Origin of the sequence: Providencia sp. PROV223 (assembly GCF_028479245.1) — a bacterium.
GTDB lineage: Bacteria > Pseudomonadota > Gammaproteobacteria > Enterobacterales > Enterobacteriaceae > Providencia > Providencia rettgeri.
Genome location: NZ_JAMPNG010000005.1, coordinates 107,468 through 122,657, shown reverse-complemented (window position 1 = coordinate 122,657; position 15,190 = coordinate 107,468). Strand labels below are relative to the sequence as shown.

Here is a 15,190-nt window from a genome sequence, read left to right as displayed (position 1 = left end):
AAATGATGAGTTTTTTTGGAAACACAAAAAAAGATTCCGAGAAACAAATTGCATCAGTAGCCATTTATCTTAATTCTATGGGGTTTAGAATGACTGAATTTGGTGAGGGAGTTGTAATTGCATTAAAAAAAAGTAGAAATACAGAGGGTGAAATTGCTTGCAGGTTTGCTTTGTTTTGTTTAGCTAAAGGTATAAAAAATGATTCATTACTAGATCATGCAGCTATCAATAGAATAGTAGCAAACATTAAGTTTTCATTATATCAGCTATTTAAGATTGGCGATCTAACTGAAAATCAAGTTAATGAAAAAATGAATATTTTAAGCTCTCTATCAGAAAGTGATGTGAATCAAAGTGTCCTAGGTTTGCTTCTGGCAGATAATGTAATGCTTCAGGGAGATATAGTTTTTAGAGTTAATAATGGCTAGTGCCATTTCGCGCATTATCATTTTTCTTTTTATGTTTATAAAACATATCAATTGAAAAAGCCCTGTTTATACAGGGCTTGGTTACGCTTACAGCAACTTACTAACTGTTGTATCAATATACTGCGCGTGGGTTTGAATGGTGTTAACAGCTTTAGCCATGTCCATCATGCAATCACGAACATGCATTAACACACGTTCGGCATCTTCCATATTGTGACCATCTTTCTTAAGCCACGCTACAAGCTGGTGGAGTACATCTTCTTTAGGGTTGTTGATGAAGTCCTCAAGAATGCGTGAACGAGGCTTACGGGTTTTAGGGAAGCTATATTCTGGTAGGGCATGACCTGCGGGAATAAACTCACCCTCATGGATAACTTTCTGTAATTCATCCACCAGCGCGATCAGTTCTGCTGTGCTGGCATTGTGTGGAATGCCTTTAGCTAATTGCTTTGTATCTCTGTACTTGGTGAAATAGTTGTCTTCCAGAATTTCAAAAACATCCCAAGCGCGATCGGTATCTAACATCTTGGCATGACGAGCCGCACCGCGCTCAGTCCATAGCATTAACGAGCGAACATTACGCGCTATTTTCACAGAAGGTCTTAAAGACATGCTGTGCTTAAACTCTCTAAGCTCAGCGCCTTCAAGTAAGAAAAAGTGTTTTCCAGAAATAAATCTACCTGAATTTCGGTTAAAGTTTTTACGAATATAGTCCGATTCAGTGCCATATAAATTAGCTAATGATTCAGTTGTAACCACAGGGCGATCGCTATAAACAATCGATGGAAGATGTGAAATGTGTGAGATAGAGATATCTAAATTTGTCATGGAGATTACCTTTGTAATTTGGTTAATCACCACTGCTGAGACCAATCAGGCTGGTGGTGAACTGTACGGAGTTGGTCTTACCGGCTACAAAGGGAACCGGCGCACCGTGAGGTGCCTCCGCACAGCTCACCATTGAATAGATGTAGCTGTGTTTCGCATACAAAAAAACCGCTCGCGCGGTGTATGCGCCTTCGTAGTTAGCAGGAGACCAATCCCGACACCAGATTTTGCTGGTGTATATTCACTATGGCGCAAAATTTAGAAGATGTAAATTACCAAATTGTTTATGTTCATGCAATAAATTAATAGAAAAGTTAAACAATCTGGGTATTTGGTTTTAGTTAAGTAATGTTTATTATTATAAAATTAAATATAAACAAGGAATGGTTACGATGGGTTATATAAAAAATTTTTTACAGAAATTCAAGCAGGTAAGTAAAAGTGAGACAGCTATCGGATTAGGGATTACAGTAGCTAAAGATACACTGACAGGCGGCACGGGCATTGGAGCGGTTGCTGATGCAGGAGAAGAAGCAGTCAAGTGGTTAGTTAATGCACACAGGGAATTCAGGCAAAAAAAAGAAACAGATAATCTTCAAGCTTTTATCAATGATACCATAAGTAGAGAAAAAGAGTTTGGGTTGGATTTCTCATTAGAGAATTTTGAAAAATTAATAAATAAAATTATACAAGAGGATAATGAAAGCAAATCAGGATATTATGTTAATTTAGCAATTAAGTTATCAAATAGGGTAGATATAAATACTAATGATAAAAATAATTATATAAGCTTACTAAGCCAATTATCATATGAAGAGCTAACTATAATTAGTCGATTTTATATATCTAATAAATACGACATTAAAGGTTATACTACTAAACAAGATCAAGAAAGAGATATACCATTTAATAAAAATAAATTTTTTCCTCTACACCTCAGTAAATTATCAGGACTAGGATTATTGAATGTTGGTAGTTCGTTTGCTCCTGATTCAATGGCGACTGAATTATTAATTGAATTCAGTGAATTAATTTTTGATGAAAATGAGCTAAAGGTAGGATTCATCAACGAGGTAGAAAAAGAAAGGTACGATGTTATTATTAATTCCGGTATAAATGTTGGTGATTGTTTTGATGTTTTAGAAGCTGAGCTTAAAGGAAAAGGCCTCGCTGTACATAGGTGTAATAGATTGATGCTGGATGAAAATAATTTAATAGCAGGCTTATATGTTAATGCTATTAAACACGATAATTACTACCATATTGGCTACTCTAAAAGCATTGAATTCGGTAAAATTTATGACTCAGCTAAGATATTAGGTTTTGAGAAAATATCTTTAAAAAACAATGATTTTGAGTTGCTTTTTTTGGCTGAAAAAATAGTACAAGAATTAAGAACGTAAACAAAAAACTATTTCGCAGAGATATTTTTGTACCTATACGATTGTGCACTATTATATAAAGGAAGCAAGGAGTAGTTATGAGTTCTAGTGATTTAGTAAAAAAAGAAGAAAAAAAAGCAAAAAAAAATAAAGTTATGGGGTGGGTCAATGGATTATCAAGTCTAGTTGGAGTAGATAAATTTGTCGATATATATGTAGAGCTGGAGCGTAGAGCAGATGAGGAAGACTTTCTTAGAGTCTTGAGGTTTTTCATAAATGAGGATAATGAAGTTGATAAGAAATTTTATAATGTATCAGGATTAGAATATGCAAATATTATCTTAAGCTCTTGCATTGATGATATGGATTCAGATAAGGAAATATATTATAAAAATTTATTATTAAATATAGTAGGTAAAGAATATACAGAAAAAAATAAAAAAAGCTTTGCATGTCTACTTAAAAGACTGACTGAATCAGATATTAAGTTAGCTCAATGTTATTATATATTGGCATCTCATGATATCATGTCATTTGAAAACAAAGAAAAACAAGTAAATTCTATTTCTGATTTTTTTGGTGACAAATTTTTAAAATTACATCAACGCACACTTGTACGTTATGGTCTTTTGAAGGAAAACAGATTACGCGGTGGTGAGGAGACTTATGTTATTGAAAATCTATTATGTGAAATTTGTGACTTGATCTTTAAAATAGAAGAGTTAGAGCCAAAGGTATTAGATTTAAAAGAAAAAATAAAATGCGATGTGGTTATTAATCATCAAGACATTAGTGTTGAATGGGGAGATAGTTTTAAGAGTGAGTTGTTATCTAAGCTAGAAATTGAAGGTTTTAATGCACACCTTGTAAATAATGAAAACAAATTTAATTACACTCCTGAGTATGAAATTATTTTATCTGAAAAAGAATTTGCATTTTTGAACCCAGCTGAGCGTAGTTATAATTTAAAACTACAAAAGTATCCATGCGATGAAAAGCCTCTTTATTATAACTCATCTGCTTTCTTTGAAGTAGAATATCCTAAATTAGTGTCTGTTTTATCAGGTAATCTATCATCGAGGGTGCACGAATGAATAAGACGGAAAAAAATAAAGCATTAATAAAACTAATAAAGGATGTTGTCATTGAGAGTGGAACTAAAATTGTTGAAACTGTTCCAGTAATAGGACCTGCTGCCGGAGTGATTAAAGGGTTGGTAGAAAATACAAAAAATTTATATGACGCTATAAATAAACAGAAATTGTATGATTTCTACATGGGGATCTATGAGTTAGATGATAGTAAAGATAAATTTATTACAAATGATAATCTAGCTTTTGTTATTAAAAAATTACTACAAGATGATGATGAAAGAAAAACAAAATATTATTCTAGGTTGGTTGTAAATGTGTCGTCATCAAAATATGATAATGATACAAGAAAGCATTTAATTCTTACGCTAAGTAACTTGTCAACGCCAGCAATAAACACCCTTAGAAAGTTCTATATTAATAATAAATATGAATTAGAGCCTTTAGGTAATGTGAATAGACAGCTAAGTAAACTAAGCCACACAAGCAATGGTCTGGAATTAAGTGCACTTAGCTTATTACAAAATAACGGACTTATATTTAAAGACAACTCGAATAGTTCAATATCACTAAACTATGAAGTTACTAATCTATTGATAGAGTTAGCTGAAAATATTTTTGATGTTTCAGATTTACACCCTACATCCATAGGCGATAAGTTACCAAAAACTGTAGATTGTTATGTAACTTCTTGTTTTTGTAATGATATGGAAAAAGAAGAGTATCTATCTGAGATTAAAAATTCGATTTATGCTAATAACAAAATTCATGAAAAAGAAAAGCTATCAAGTATGTTTATTGAAAAGCATGAAAAACTAATTAATTGCATTAAAAATGAATTAATAAAACAAGGATTATCTTTTAAGATAGGTCCACCAGAGGGCTTTTCAAATATAAAAAATAACTGCAAGATTTTTATTAATATAATAGATACTAGAAGTGATTATTTGAACTTTAATTCAAAATATAACATAAAGATGAATAACAAAAATACTCTAAATATAAAGGTTTATGATAACTTAAGACCTAATGAACAAATAAACTCTAGAAAAATGAAATATATATCTTGTGCTAACTCTAATGGTTTTGATGAGGTTACACAAATGATAGATAGACTTATAAATACTAACATAGAATAGCGACATAAAAGCACCTCCGCATAGGTGCTTTAATTTATCTTAAATGATTACTTGTTTAACTCGTTGGCGATGTATTCAATATGCGTTTTGATGTTCTCTTTAACCTTCAAACTCAGATTTATGTAATTCATCATTGCTGTAATTTCAATGAGCGCCGCGCTCACGTCACATCCTTCACTATCAAGTTTTCTTAGTAGCTCTTCTACGTTCGACTTACTCATCAACTCCTTTATTCCAGTTTCGGTATTAACTTTTTCTGCATAGTTATCGGGTGCTGGAAAATTAATTATATCTTTCATATTAACTACCTATGTGATTTAAGGAGCTTGTACAGTAACTGAAAAATCATTATCAATGTTTATCTTTTTATGTTTAAAAATAAACAATATTCCGTTAATGAGTTTTAATGGCTATCATACACCAACGTAACCGAGTGGAGAATAGTCATGACTGTTTCAACTGAAATCAGCAGTAATGAATATACAGGAAACGGTGTAACAACCGATTTTGATTATAAGTTCAGGATATTTAAGGCGAATCAATTAAGTGTTATCACGTCAGATGCTGACGGGGATAATGTTGTAACCTTGCGTTTAGGCACTGACTACACCGTAACAGGCGCTAACAAGTCGGCTGGTGGAAAGGTAATCTTAACTAGACCACTTGCCAACGGGCACAAAATTAGCATTGCCCGTGATATTCCAATCACACAAGAAACCTCATTCCGCAATCAAAGTAAGTTCTTTGCTGAAACGCACGAGGATGCATTTGATTACCTGACAATGATTATCCAGCGCATTTGGGGAAGCCTTGGATCGCTATACCTAAAGCGCCCAAATATTCTAGCTAACTGGTTCGATGCTAAAGGCTATCGTATTGCTAACCTAGGAAAGCCTAAACGTGATACTGATGCGGTTGATTTAGGCACATTGAAGGATGAGATTGAAGGGGTTAACAGCACGATACTGAAAAAAGAAAAGCGTACGTTGCGTGTTGATGATATGGATGTATTGGCATTCCCAAAAGTAAGTGAGCGAAGAAATAAGCAGATAGGGTTCGATCATAACGGAATCCCTACGTTATTAGACCCAGCTGAAACTGGGGTTTTAGGATATGAATTTATTGACTCATTTGAGTTGGGGGCGTTAATCACTAGCAGGTACCAAGCGCTGTTTTTTGAACATCAAGGAGAATATTATCGCTGGGATGGGGCTTTGCCAAAGCCAGTTCCAGAAGGCTCAACACCACAATTGGCAGGTGGAATTGGCGCAGGAGCGTGGATTAGTGTTGGTTATCCTAGTTTAAAATGGGTATTAGAAGATATCCAGTCAGTAATATTGGCAGCCCCGTTTGTTGGAACTTCAATAAAAATAGCATCAAGAGGGTACGCACTTTTTAAAGTGAAAAATGGCACGTCTAAATACCCATTAGTCAACCCTAAAATTAACGCAGATACTTACTTAGAGTTGCAAGCTGAAAATGGTGAAATCACTACAACAGGCGCAGGAGCTACAGATTACGACGATACATTTATATTAGATCAAGCGATGAAGCATGGGAAAGAAATAAATGCGACAGTGAAAATTGATTGTAGAATGACACTGAGAACGCCGCGTGACGAACACACCTACATTCGACTCCCGACTGATTTCACCATCTACAACCCGAATCCACGTGTTAATAGAACTTCGCTGCGCCCTCAGCGTGGAGTTGTGCGTGATGCCGCGTTATGTTTAGAGACATTTCAAGGTCTTCAAGGCCCTGAGCCCGACATGTGTTCAGGGACAGTATGTACCGATGTATACCTTACAATGGACAGCACTGATGGCGGAGAGATTAAAGTCGGTCATTGTCTCATAGGTGGAATGTTCAGAACAGTGTTTACCCGGCCTTACGCATCCGGTTTTACTCGGCATAATATTTTGATTTGCCGGACATGGTATTCAACCTATAACGGACTGTTTGGACGGGCAGGAAAAGGTAGTGGTGTGACTATCGGTAAGCACCCAGACATAAATCAATCGTGGGATGGTGCTGTCAATGGAATATACATTGATGAAGCTTGGGGTCATACAAACGGGCAGTCGGAAACGTGGGTTGAAGATACTAATGAAGATATAGGGTATGGGGTTGGGTTTTATGGTGAAATGTTCTCTGTCCATATCGGGAAAGTTATAGGTGAGCTAAACAAAGGCTCTGGCTATCAGAATAAAATGAAATACGGAAGCCTAAAGATAGACAGTATGTATCTTGAAGCTAATGCAGGAATAGACTACTACTGTGCAGTTACTAATTCAGCTGGAATTTCATGGCAGACACCAGATGTATTCCTCTCTCAACGAGGTAAGGTTAAAGTTAAGCCAGACAGCAACACATTCGCATCGCTAATAGGCTTTCCATTCTCCATTGACTCATCGAATTCATTTAATTTTACAGGCGTCAGTGGTAGTCGTGTGAGGTTATCAAAAGAATCAGCTTATGCAGCAAAAACAGCTATAGCCAAGACGTTGTCTGAGAACTTCAGCACTATGTCATCTGTTGAAAGTTCACTGAATACGTTTAGTGTGCAGTGCAGGGGATTAAACCCCGTGCAGTCTCTTGAATTTGCAAACAACTGTGAATTAGTTTTTATACCTTATGTTACAACCACTAGCACTGGAACGTATGTATTTCAGATAACCCGTAACGGTATAGATCAAGGCACTTCGGTTTCCAAGAGCGGGCCATTTAAAGCATATGAGTCAGTTGTACTAACATCATGGTCAGGTTCATACAATGCACTTTATTCATTTAAAGTTATTCAAGAATACAACCAGCAATGCGCTGGAATGTTTGTTCTTAGGGCAAGACATCTGTAATAAGAAAAATTTCCGCATTGCCGGTTAGTTTTTTATGGTTTTTTGTTTATCTTTTCATGCTGTAGTATCATGGTTATTTCTCAACCTGGTGCTACACATGAATGAAAATGCCGCAACGGTTACAGGCTTAAGCCTTGCATCCTTTCTAGGTTACTTTTCAGGATTGCCCCCTGAGGTTGTTATGGGGGCTATTCTTGGCGCTATTTACTTTACTACAGCAGCAACAGAATTCTCTTTCGCTATCCGTTCAGTATTTGCAATTCTCAGTCTCGGGGCTGGCTTACTATTCTTTAGTCCTTTCGCTACCATCTTTGTTTCAATGACCGGGTTGATTGGTGTTAAACCAGACGCCTATAACATTGATAGCCTAGACGCTCTTGGGGCTTTCGTGGCCTCGCTTCTCTCTGTAAAACTCAGTATCAAACTGTACAAGAAAGCTGATATTCCGAAAGGAGGTAACGGCCATGACGTACGATAAATTCATGCTTGTCACTAATGCCTTTGTTTGTTTGGTTATGTTCTTGCGTGGTCTTTACTTTGTGAGGGACGGTAAAGGCTATAGTAAGCTTGGTGGTTGGCTGGCTTATGCATTTCTCGGATACTCAATATCGGTACCAGTCTACTCCTATCTCGATCCTAGCTATCAAGCAGGATTTCAGAACTTAATTCCAAATACTTTCCTTTGTGCTGCGCTGTTTGCTAAGCGCGGCAATGTCATGCAGTTAATTAAAAAAGTGGGGTGATCCTAATGTCCATGGTAGATAAACAAAATAGATTTACTGGAATGGTGGCTAAGTTAATTATCTTTGCTCAGGCGAATGGCTACCAGTTAACTTTTGGTGAAGCATACCGAACGAAAGAACAGGCAGCATTAAATGAAAAGGCAGGTAAAGGTATTAGTAAAAGCCTGCATACAGAGCGCCTAGCAGTTGATTTTAATTTATTTAAAGACGGTAAGTGGTTAACTGCTTCGAGTGATCATAAGCCACTTGGTGAATACTGGGAATCAATTGGCGGTAGCTGGGGCGGTCGTTTTAATGACGGAAACCACTATTCATTGGAACATAACGGGGTTCGCTAATGAAACAAGTAGCCATTGCATTAATTGCGCTGGCTATCTCATTTGCCGCTGGTTTTATGACTAGCGGCATTTTTTCTGATAACCAGCAAATGACAAAACAGATTGCTGGGCAACATGAAAATGAGAAAGACCTAGCGTTTAACATCGACCAGCGCAAGCGGGAAGACGAAGAGCAACAAAATAGGGTGGTGATATACAATGAACAAAAAGAACGTGCTACGATGCGCACAGACGATTTGCTTAAGCGTGTTCTTAATCACTTTGACAGCGTGCAACTCGAAACCAGTGCCACGGAAACAAAAACTGATGGTACCATTGACGCCGATACCTGCCGAACTGAGAGAGCAAAGGCCAGTGAACTTTCTCGACAATTACGAAGAACACTTGAAGTCTATGGGCGTGAGTCTAATCGTGCCGATGAAAACACAAGGGCCCTTAATTTATGCATTACCGACTTAGCAGCAAAAGAAAAACTACTCGAATCGTATCGATAGATTGCTGTACAAATATTGTTCACTTTTCATTATGACGGTATTGGTGACGGTATCATAACCCACTAGGTTAATTCTGATTTATATAAATCAATAGGTTACGATTGGTGTAAACAATTGAGTGGGAATAATATAGCTATTGTTGATAACAGTTTTTAGTTATCGATAAATCCAAAGGCATCAGTTAGTTACTGGTGCCTTTTTGTTTTTTGGTGACGAGTAGGTCATTTTACTTTGGTTAAGTGATGATCACTTTATTGATTATATGCTTATAGGTGGAACTGGAATGAAAAAAGTAACAATGGTTATAATAGATGCTCTTAGATTTTTAGGTAACCTAAAAATCACTTCAATAGAGTACTCGTAAATACTATATCTGTGCTTCAATGACGTCTATCGTAACGGTAATAAAATGGATATTAGGTCAATATATACTTATCGATGAGGGATAATAAATATCACCTAAAGTGGTATTTTTGAAGCCATGCTGTAGCAATAATAAATTTTTACCTGATTACGAATTTTAAAACTTTTATAAAATGATGAGAGATAATTTTAATGAGGGGAAAGTAGGGCTTACTGATATATTAAATTCAGTTAGATATTTAATGCATGATTGAGCAACAGGATTATAAAGTAAAAGCAATCCGTCTATAACGGATGCTTTTACTTTACGCTAGGGATAATAATTTTAGAATTGATACACTAACCCTAAGCCAAGCACGTTATCGGTATTCACTTTGTAATGGTCAGTAAAATCATTATCGTTTAACAAGTTGATTTTATAATCGATAACAGCACTCAAATTTTTATTAAAGTCATAAGCTGAGCCGATGGCAATATAATTCACTAATTCTTTATCCCCAAAGTTGCCTAAGTTTTTACCTTTGGAATAGTTATAGCCAATTGATGGGGTTAGACCGAAGTCAAAAGAATATAAGGCAACCACTTCAAGATTCTGAGTTTTATTTGCTATTGACTCCATATCATCATTACCAAAACGGCTCATATTAAGTGTTTGGCCATACATGACGGCGAGATAGAGGTCTTCGTATTCAAATTTCCCTCCTACGTTCCATGCTTCGGCGCGTTTACCCGTTGCACTACTGGTTGTGGCATCTTTTTGTTTTGGTGTGCGGGAAGATGAGGAGTAACCACCGCCAAGGGAAATACCATAACCTAACTCATAAGCAGTCGATAAGCCAAAACCATCGCCGTTATCGGTTAATTCATCTCCGGATGATAGGTTTTTTTCACCATTTTTACCTTGATATTGTAGTGCGAAGCTTAAACCGTCAATGTAACCAAAAGCATTATTATTGCGATAAGTGAGTAAATTGCGGTTACGGCTTAGCATGTAATTATCTTCTTGATCCATCGTATCCGCTCCCCAGAGTGGTAATACGTCTGTCCAAGCATTGGTATCATAAATAACACCATAATTGCGGCCATAATCAAGGGAGCCGTAATCTGCAAATTTTAAGCCTGCATAAGCTAAACGATTGCTATTTTCTTCAGTTGATTCCGATTGGTTAGTTTTCGTTTCCCATTCAAAACGCCCAAAGCCAATGAGCTGGTCGGTGATTTGCGAATCACCTTTTAGCCCTAGTCTGACACGTGAGTCGTCACCATCTTCGCCACTACGGCTTTTGGCAATATGATGGCGGACATCAATTTGTCCGTATACATCAAGTTTATTACCATCTTTATTGTACATTTCAGCGGAGTTAGCAACATTGACAGTAAGTAGTGTTGGAATAATGAGTGTGAGTAATTTGTACTTCATAACATAGCCTTATGGATTGAGTGATATTTAGTAAAAATTCCTAATTGATAGTTATTATCATTTAAGCATGTTAATTCGCCAAATAAAAAGTGTAACAAAAGTAAATGTTAGTGAAATTATTGCCATAACCTATTAAATAATAAAAATAATTTGATTTACGATGATTTCAACCAAATGTTTTATTTCTAAAAAAGAAAAATTAACTCGAAAAAGATATTTTTTCTTTTTATGCAAAAAAAGTGAATTATTACTTGTTCGGGGTATGAAGGTTGGTATTATTTAAAACCGATACATATTTTGTCTATTTCCACCTAGAATTATAAAAATAATGTCTTGGTAAAAATCACTAGAGATAAGGAACAACACGTGGCTTTTCGTTTGAAGTATCTGGCATTACTCCCTTTACTGGTTGCTGCAACAGCTTGTCAACAGCCAAACAATATCACAACACCGGTAGAAACATATGCGACACAAAACCAACCGGTGGTGGTTAATAACGCATGGATTGAAATATCTCGCAGCGCATTAGATTTTAATATTAAGAAAGTACAAAACCTACTAGGAGATAAATCTTCGCTGTGTGCCGTTTTGAAAGGAGATGCATATGGGCATGACCTTTCTTTAGTTACACCAATAATGATTGAAAATAATGTGCAATGCATTGGGGTAACAAATAATCAAGAGCTTAAGACCGTGAGAGATTTAGGTTTTAAAGGCCGATTAATTCGAGTGAGAAGTGCGACAGAGCAAGAAATGGCTCAGGCTACACAATATGAAACGGAAGAGTTAATCGGTAATTTAGAAATGGCGCAGCGCTTAAATGCGATTGCGAAAAAGCAGAATAAAGTGATTCCTATTCATCTGGCACTGAACTCAGCCGGGATGTCGCGCAACGGTTTAGAGGTGAGTACACTTGCTGGCCTTAATGAAGCTAAGCTGATTTCACAATTACCTCAGTTAAAAATCGTCGGTATTATGTCTCATTATCCAGAAGAGGATGAAACTCAGATCCGTAAGGACCTCAAAAAATTCAAGAAAGAATCTCAACAAGTATTGAATACGACAGGGCTAAAGCGTGAAGACATTACATTACATGTCGCGAATACTTATGCAACTATTACGGTACCTGAATCATGGTTGGATATGGTACGTGTCGGTGGCATTTTCTACGGCGATACCGTTGCGACAAATGACTATAAACGCGTGATGACACTGAAATCGAGCATTGCCTCTGTGAATCATTATCCAAAGGGAAATACGGTGGGTTATGATAGAACGTATACCTTGAAACGTGATTCTGTATTAGCAAATATCCCTGTAGGTTATGCGGATGGCTATCGCCGTGTATTTAGCAATGCGGGACATGCATTAATTAATGGCCAAACAGTTCCTGTTTTAGGAAAAACATCAATGAATACAGTCATGGTTGATGTTACTGATTTAAAAAACGTTAGCCCAGGAGATGAAGTTGTATTTTTTGGTAAACAAGGTAATGCTGAAATTACTGCCGAAGAGGTTGAGGATATCAGTGGTGCATTATTTACCGAAATGTCAATTTTGTGGGGAGCGACTAATAAACGTATCTTAGTTGATTAAGTTAATTTTTAATTCTGTGTATTTTAACCCGCAATAATCGCGGGTTTTTTTATCCTGAAAGTTTCTTAGGATATTATCTAATATATTGCAATATGTTGATAAAATGCTGTTTAGGTGAATGACTATCGAAACTTTTAAATTGATATGTTAGCTTGGTTGAATCTTTCCTGAGCAGGTAGGCTCGGAAGGCAAGTAGAAAAAATAGAAGGATATCATTTATGTATCAAGTTGATTTACATGCGCATACTATTGCCAGCACCCATGCTTATAGTACAGTTAATGAATATTTCGCTGAGGCCGCAAGCCGTGGTGTCAAACTATTTGCGATTACCGACCACGGGCCTGAAATGCAAGATGCTCCACATGAGTGGCATTTTGGTAATATGCCTATCTTGCCGAGAATTGTTGATGGTGTTGGTTTATTGTACGGTATTGAAGCAAATATAAAGAACAAGTTGGGTGAGACAGACTGCAATGAAAAGATCGCTCGTCATTTAGATATTATTTTAGCTGGTTTTCATGAACCGGTTCTTGAGCCCCAAAGTTTAGCTGATAATACAGAAGCTATGATTGCCACGATCCGTAGTGGTAAAGTGCAAATAATTACCCATCCAGGCAACCCTAAATATCCTATTGATATCAAAGCAGTAGCGCAAGCCGCGAAAGAGTGTAATGTTGCTTTGGAAATGAATAACTCTTCATTCCTACATTCAAGAGCGGGTAGTCAACAGAATTGCTTAGAAATCGCTAAGGCAGTTAAAGAAACTGGCGGGTGGGTTGCATTAGGTTCAGACTCACATTTTGCCGGGTATCTCGGCCGTTTTGATCGCGTAGTTGACATGTTGGAATCAATTAGTTTTCCACAATCACAAATTTTAAATGTTTCTCCACGTCGTGTATTGGACTTTTTAGAGTCCCATGGGCGTAAGCCTATTGCCGAATTTGCTGATTTTTAGTTGTTATTCAAAACTGCATTCACAAATACAGTTAGCCTAAAATACAGTCAATATTAAATAGAATAAAGCCACAGAATAGCTTAGTGGCTTTTAACTCCAATTAAATTGAAAGTTATATTTCAATTTCCATTTGAACACAATCTAACTCGACTTGTGCGAGACAAGAGTAGTAGCTAGCATGTTTAATCGAAGTAAAACCATGTTTCTGATAAAAGCGTTCAGCATTTGGTGATGAATCTAATACCAATTTTTTAATATTTCGCTTTTTGGCTTCAGCTTTAATGGCATCTAATATTAAGCTAGCAGCTCCACAGCCAGTGTATTGTGGTAAGGTAAATATGGCATCAACACTGTTAGCCTCTAAATTAAGATAACCAGTTGCAACGGGCTCATCATTGTTATTTACCGCGACAAAGAATGGGTTATTCCTCACAATGTGTATATAACTTACCGGCATTTCATCAGGTGTCCAGGCACGGATCGTTTTTGCATCAAAACTCGTTGTGCAACCATGGCGAATGGCTTGGTTACGTATAGACCAAAGAAGTTCGGCTTCATCGGGGGTTGCTAACCTAATTTTTATCATGAGACACCCGCTAATGTTTTTTTTTATTACTTTTAGAGAACAAAAAATACAGTTAAAAAGCAAGATATATAACAGAAAGAAAACTAATTTGAATATGGTATACTCCCCCTTATTTTTAAATCAGTGACTGCTATGAATTATCAATGTCCTCTCTGTTTTACACCACTAAATCTTGCTAATAACAGTTATCGTTGTGCAGAAAATCATCAGTTCGATTGTGCAAAAGAAGGCTATGTTAACTTGTTACCTGTACAGCATAAACGTTCTAAAGACCCCGGTGATAATGCTGAAATGATGCAAGCGCGTAGGCAATTTCTTGATGCAGGGCATTACCACCCTATGCGTGGAAAGGTGGCAGAAAAACTTATTCAGTTTATTCCATCATCTTGTACTAGCCTGCTGGATATTGGGTGCGGAGAAGGGTATTACACAGACTATTTTTCACGAGAACTTGCAAAACATTTTGAAAAATATACAGTTTTAGGCCTAGATGTTTCGAAGGCTGCGATTCGTTATGCGGCGAAACGCTATAAATCCGTTCGTTTTTGCGTTGGTACAAGTCATCGCTTGCCATTTTCTGATAACAGCTTGGGGGGAATTGTACGAATTTACGCACCCTGCAAGGCACAAGAATTAAGTCGTGTATTAGTTTCTAAAGGTATGTTAATAACCGTTACGCCTGCGGCGGAACATCTGCAAGAATTAAAAGCGTTAATCTACGATGAGGTTAAGTTACACCCAGCGAAAGATGAAGATCTGCCAAATTTTTCGTTAATAGATAGTTGCCAACTAAATTATAAGATGGCGCTGACTGGGCAAGAAGCTTATGAATTATTGATGATGACACCATTTGCTTGGCGTGCATCAGAACAGGTTAAAGAGGATTTACAGAAAGCAGAGGTGAAAGAATATACGGCTGATTTTTTAATTCGTGTTTATCAATCTAATGCAGAGTAGAGCTATTGCCC

Annotated in this window: 17 protein-coding genes; 12 read left to right on the top strand and 5 right to left on the bottom strand. The window is 36.7% G+C overall.

The window, feature by feature from the left end; translation table 11 throughout:
- The first annotated feature begins 5 nt into the window (after positions 1–5).
- Positions 6–428: a hypothetical protein gene (locus tag PR767_RS08215; protein ID WP_272520123.1), complete on the top strand. Its 423-nt coding sequence runs from the start codon at positions 6–8 to the stop codon at positions 426–428.
- An 87-nt stretch (positions 429–515) separates the two neighbouring features.
- Here the strand turns inward: PR767_RS08215 and PR767_RS08210 are convergent, their stop codons facing one another.
- Together PR767_RS08210 and PR767_RS21255 are read right to left on the bottom strand one after the other, a co-directional pair.
- Positions 516–1,256: an ORF6N domain-containing protein gene (locus PR767_RS08210; RefSeq protein ID WP_272520122.1), complete on the bottom strand. Its 741-nt coding sequence runs from the start codon at positions 1,254–1,256 to the stop codon at positions 516–518.
- Between the two features lie 22 nt (positions 1,257–1,278).
- On the bottom strand, positions 1,279–1,419 hold the full coding sequence (locus tag PR767_RS21255; RefSeq protein ID WP_146063745.1) for an ash family protein: 141 nt from the start codon (positions 1,417–1,419) through the stop codon (positions 1,279–1,281).
- Between the two features lie 229 nt (positions 1,420–1,648).
- On the opposite strand from PR767_RS21255, the gene PR767_RS08205 reads away from it, so the two are divergent.
- The 3 genes from PR767_RS08205 to PR767_RS08195 all read left to right on the top strand — a co-directional run bounded on the left by PR767_RS08205 (position 1,649) and on the right by PR767_RS08195 (position 4,868).
- Positions 1,649–2,659 (top strand): hypothetical protein, encoded by a 1,011-nt coding sequence (locus PR767_RS08205; RefSeq protein WP_272520121.1) that lies wholly within the window; start codon positions 1,649–1,651, stop codon positions 2,657–2,659.
- A gap of 77 nt (positions 2,660–2,736) precedes the next feature.
- Positions 2,737–3,732 (top strand): hypothetical protein, encoded by a 996-nt coding sequence (locus tag PR767_RS08200; RefSeq protein WP_272520120.1) that lies wholly within the window; start codon positions 2,737–2,739, stop codon positions 3,730–3,732.
- Positions 3,729–4,868, top strand: a complete 1,140-nt coding sequence (locus PR767_RS08195) for a hypothetical protein (RefSeq protein WP_272520119.1) — start codon at positions 3,729–3,731, stop codon at positions 4,866–4,868. Before PR767_RS08200 ends, PR767_RS08195 begins: the two co-directional genes overlap by 4 nt.
- Positions 4,869–4,915: 47 nt before the next feature.
- Here the strand turns inward: PR767_RS08195 and PR767_RS08190 are convergent, their stop codons facing one another.
- Positions 4,916–5,167, bottom strand: coding sequence for a hypothetical protein (locus PR767_RS08190; protein WP_272520118.1), 252 nt, complete (start codon positions 5,165–5,167; stop codon positions 4,916–4,918).
- 288 nt (positions 5,168–5,455) lie between these two features.
- On the opposite strand from PR767_RS08190, the gene PR767_RS08185 reads away from it, so the two are divergent.
- The 5 genes from PR767_RS08185 to PR767_RS08165 all read left to right on the top strand — a co-directional run bounded on the left by PR767_RS08185 (position 5,456) and on the right by PR767_RS08165 (position 9,301).
- Positions 5,456–7,726 (top strand): hypothetical protein, encoded by a 2,271-nt coding sequence (locus PR767_RS08185; protein WP_272520117.1) that lies wholly within the window; start codon positions 5,456–5,458, stop codon positions 7,724–7,726.
- 97 nt (positions 7,727–7,823) lie between these two features.
- Entirely contained in the window at positions 7,824–8,204 is a 381-nt protein-coding gene (locus PR767_RS08180; RefSeq protein ID WP_272520177.1) for a putative holin, read from the top strand.
- Complete coding sequence (locus PR767_RS08175) at positions 8,191–8,469, top strand: phage holin family protein (RefSeq protein WP_272520116.1); 279 nt, start codon at positions 8,191–8,193, stop codon at positions 8,467–8,469. Before PR767_RS08180 ends, PR767_RS08175 begins: the two co-directional genes overlap by 14 nt.
- Positions 8,470–8,474: 5 nt before the next feature.
- The gene (locus PR767_RS08170; RefSeq protein ID WP_039861802.1) at positions 8,475–8,807 is read left to right on the top strand and encodes a M15 family metallopeptidase; all 333 of its coding nucleotides are present in this window, start codon (positions 8,475–8,477) and stop codon (positions 8,805–8,807) included.
- The gene (locus PR767_RS08165) at positions 8,807–9,301 is read left to right on the top strand and encodes a hypothetical protein (RefSeq protein ID WP_272520115.1); all 495 of its coding nucleotides are present in this window, start codon (positions 8,807–8,809) and stop codon (positions 9,299–9,301) included. The genes PR767_RS08170 and PR767_RS08165 overlap by 1 nt, the downstream gene beginning before the upstream one ends.
- 688 nt (positions 9,302–9,989) lie before the next feature.
- Here the strand turns inward: PR767_RS08165 and PR767_RS08160 are convergent.
- Complete coding sequence (locus PR767_RS08160) at positions 9,990–11,084, bottom strand: porin (protein ID WP_004911303.1); 1,095 nt, start codon at positions 11,082–11,084, stop codon at positions 9,990–9,992.
- A gap of 366 nt (positions 11,085–11,450) precedes the next feature.
- Between PR767_RS08160 and alr the strand changes: the two genes are divergently transcribed.
- On the top strand, positions 11,451–12,680 hold the full coding sequence (gene alr, locus PR767_RS08155) for an alanine racemase (protein ID WP_272520114.1): 1,230 nt from the start codon (positions 11,451–11,453) through the stop codon (positions 12,678–12,680).
- Positions 12,681–12,898: 218 nt separating this feature from the next.
- On the top strand, positions 12,899–13,636 hold the full coding sequence (locus tag PR767_RS08150; RefSeq protein ID WP_004911298.1) for a phosphatase: 738 nt from the start codon (positions 12,899–12,901) through the stop codon (positions 13,634–13,636).
- A gap of 112 nt (positions 13,637–13,748) precedes the next feature.
- On the opposite strand, the gene PR767_RS08145 is transcribed toward PR767_RS08150, so the two are convergent.
- Positions 13,749–14,219, bottom strand: coding sequence for a GNAT family N-acetyltransferase (locus PR767_RS08145; RefSeq protein ID WP_042851840.1), 471 nt, complete (start codon positions 14,217–14,219; stop codon positions 13,749–13,751).
- A 135-nt stretch (positions 14,220–14,354) separates the two neighbouring features.
- Between PR767_RS08145 and rlmA the strand changes: the two genes are divergently transcribed.
- Complete coding sequence (gene rlmA / locus PR767_RS08140) at positions 14,355–15,179, top strand: 23S rRNA (guanine(745)-N(1))-methyltransferase (RefSeq protein ID WP_004911290.1); 825 nt, start codon at positions 14,355–14,357, stop codon at positions 15,177–15,179.
- Positions 15,180–15,190 lie beyond the last annotated feature (11 nt).

Excerpts from the sequence above, each read along its gene's own strand:
- PR767_RS08215 (WP_272520123.1), top strand. The coding sequence starts at position 6 with ATGAGTTTTTTTGGAAACACAAAAAAAGATTCCGAGAAACAAATTGCA.
- PR767_RS08210 (WP_272520122.1), bottom strand. The coding sequence starts at position 1,256 with ATGACAAATTTAGATATCTCTATCTCACACATTTCACATCTTCCATCG.
- PR767_RS08205 (WP_272520121.1), top strand. The coding sequence starts at position 1,649 with ATGGGTTATATAAAAAATTTTTTACAGAAATTCAAGCAGGTAAGTAAA.
- PR767_RS08200 (WP_272520120.1), top strand. The coding sequence starts at position 2,737 with ATGAGTTCTAGTGATTTAGTAAAAAAAGAAGAAAAAAAAGCAAAAAAA.
- PR767_RS08195 (WP_272520119.1), top strand. The coding sequence starts at position 3,729 with ATGAATAAGACGGAAAAAAATAAAGCATTAATAAAACTAATAAAGGAT.
- PR767_RS08190 (WP_272520118.1), bottom strand. The coding sequence starts at position 5,167 with ATGAAAGATATAATTAATTTTCCAGCACCCGATAACTATGCAGAAAAA.
- PR767_RS08180 (WP_272520177.1), top strand. The coding sequence starts at position 7,824 with ATGAATGAAAATGCCGCAACGGTTACAGGCTTAAGCCTTGCATCCTTT.
- PR767_RS08175 (WP_272520116.1), top strand. The coding sequence starts at position 8,191 with ATGACGTACGATAAATTCATGCTTGTCACTAATGCCTTTGTTTGTTTG.
- PR767_RS08170 (WP_039861802.1), top strand. The coding sequence starts at position 8,475 with ATGTCCATGGTAGATAAACAAAATAGATTTACTGGAATGGTGGCTAAG.
- PR767_RS08165 (WP_272520115.1), top strand. The coding sequence starts at position 8,807 with ATGAAACAAGTAGCCATTGCATTAATTGCGCTGGCTATCTCATTTGCC.
- PR767_RS08160 (WP_004911303.1), bottom strand. The coding sequence starts at position 11,084 with ATGAAGTACAAATTACTCACACTCATTATTCCAACACTACTTACTGTC.
- PR767_RS08150 (WP_004911298.1), top strand. The coding sequence starts at position 12,899 with ATGTATCAAGTTGATTTACATGCGCATACTATTGCCAGCACCCATGCT.
- rlmA (WP_004911290.1), top strand. The coding sequence starts at position 14,355 with ATGAATTATCAATGTCCTCTCTGTTTTACACCACTAAATCTTGCTAAT.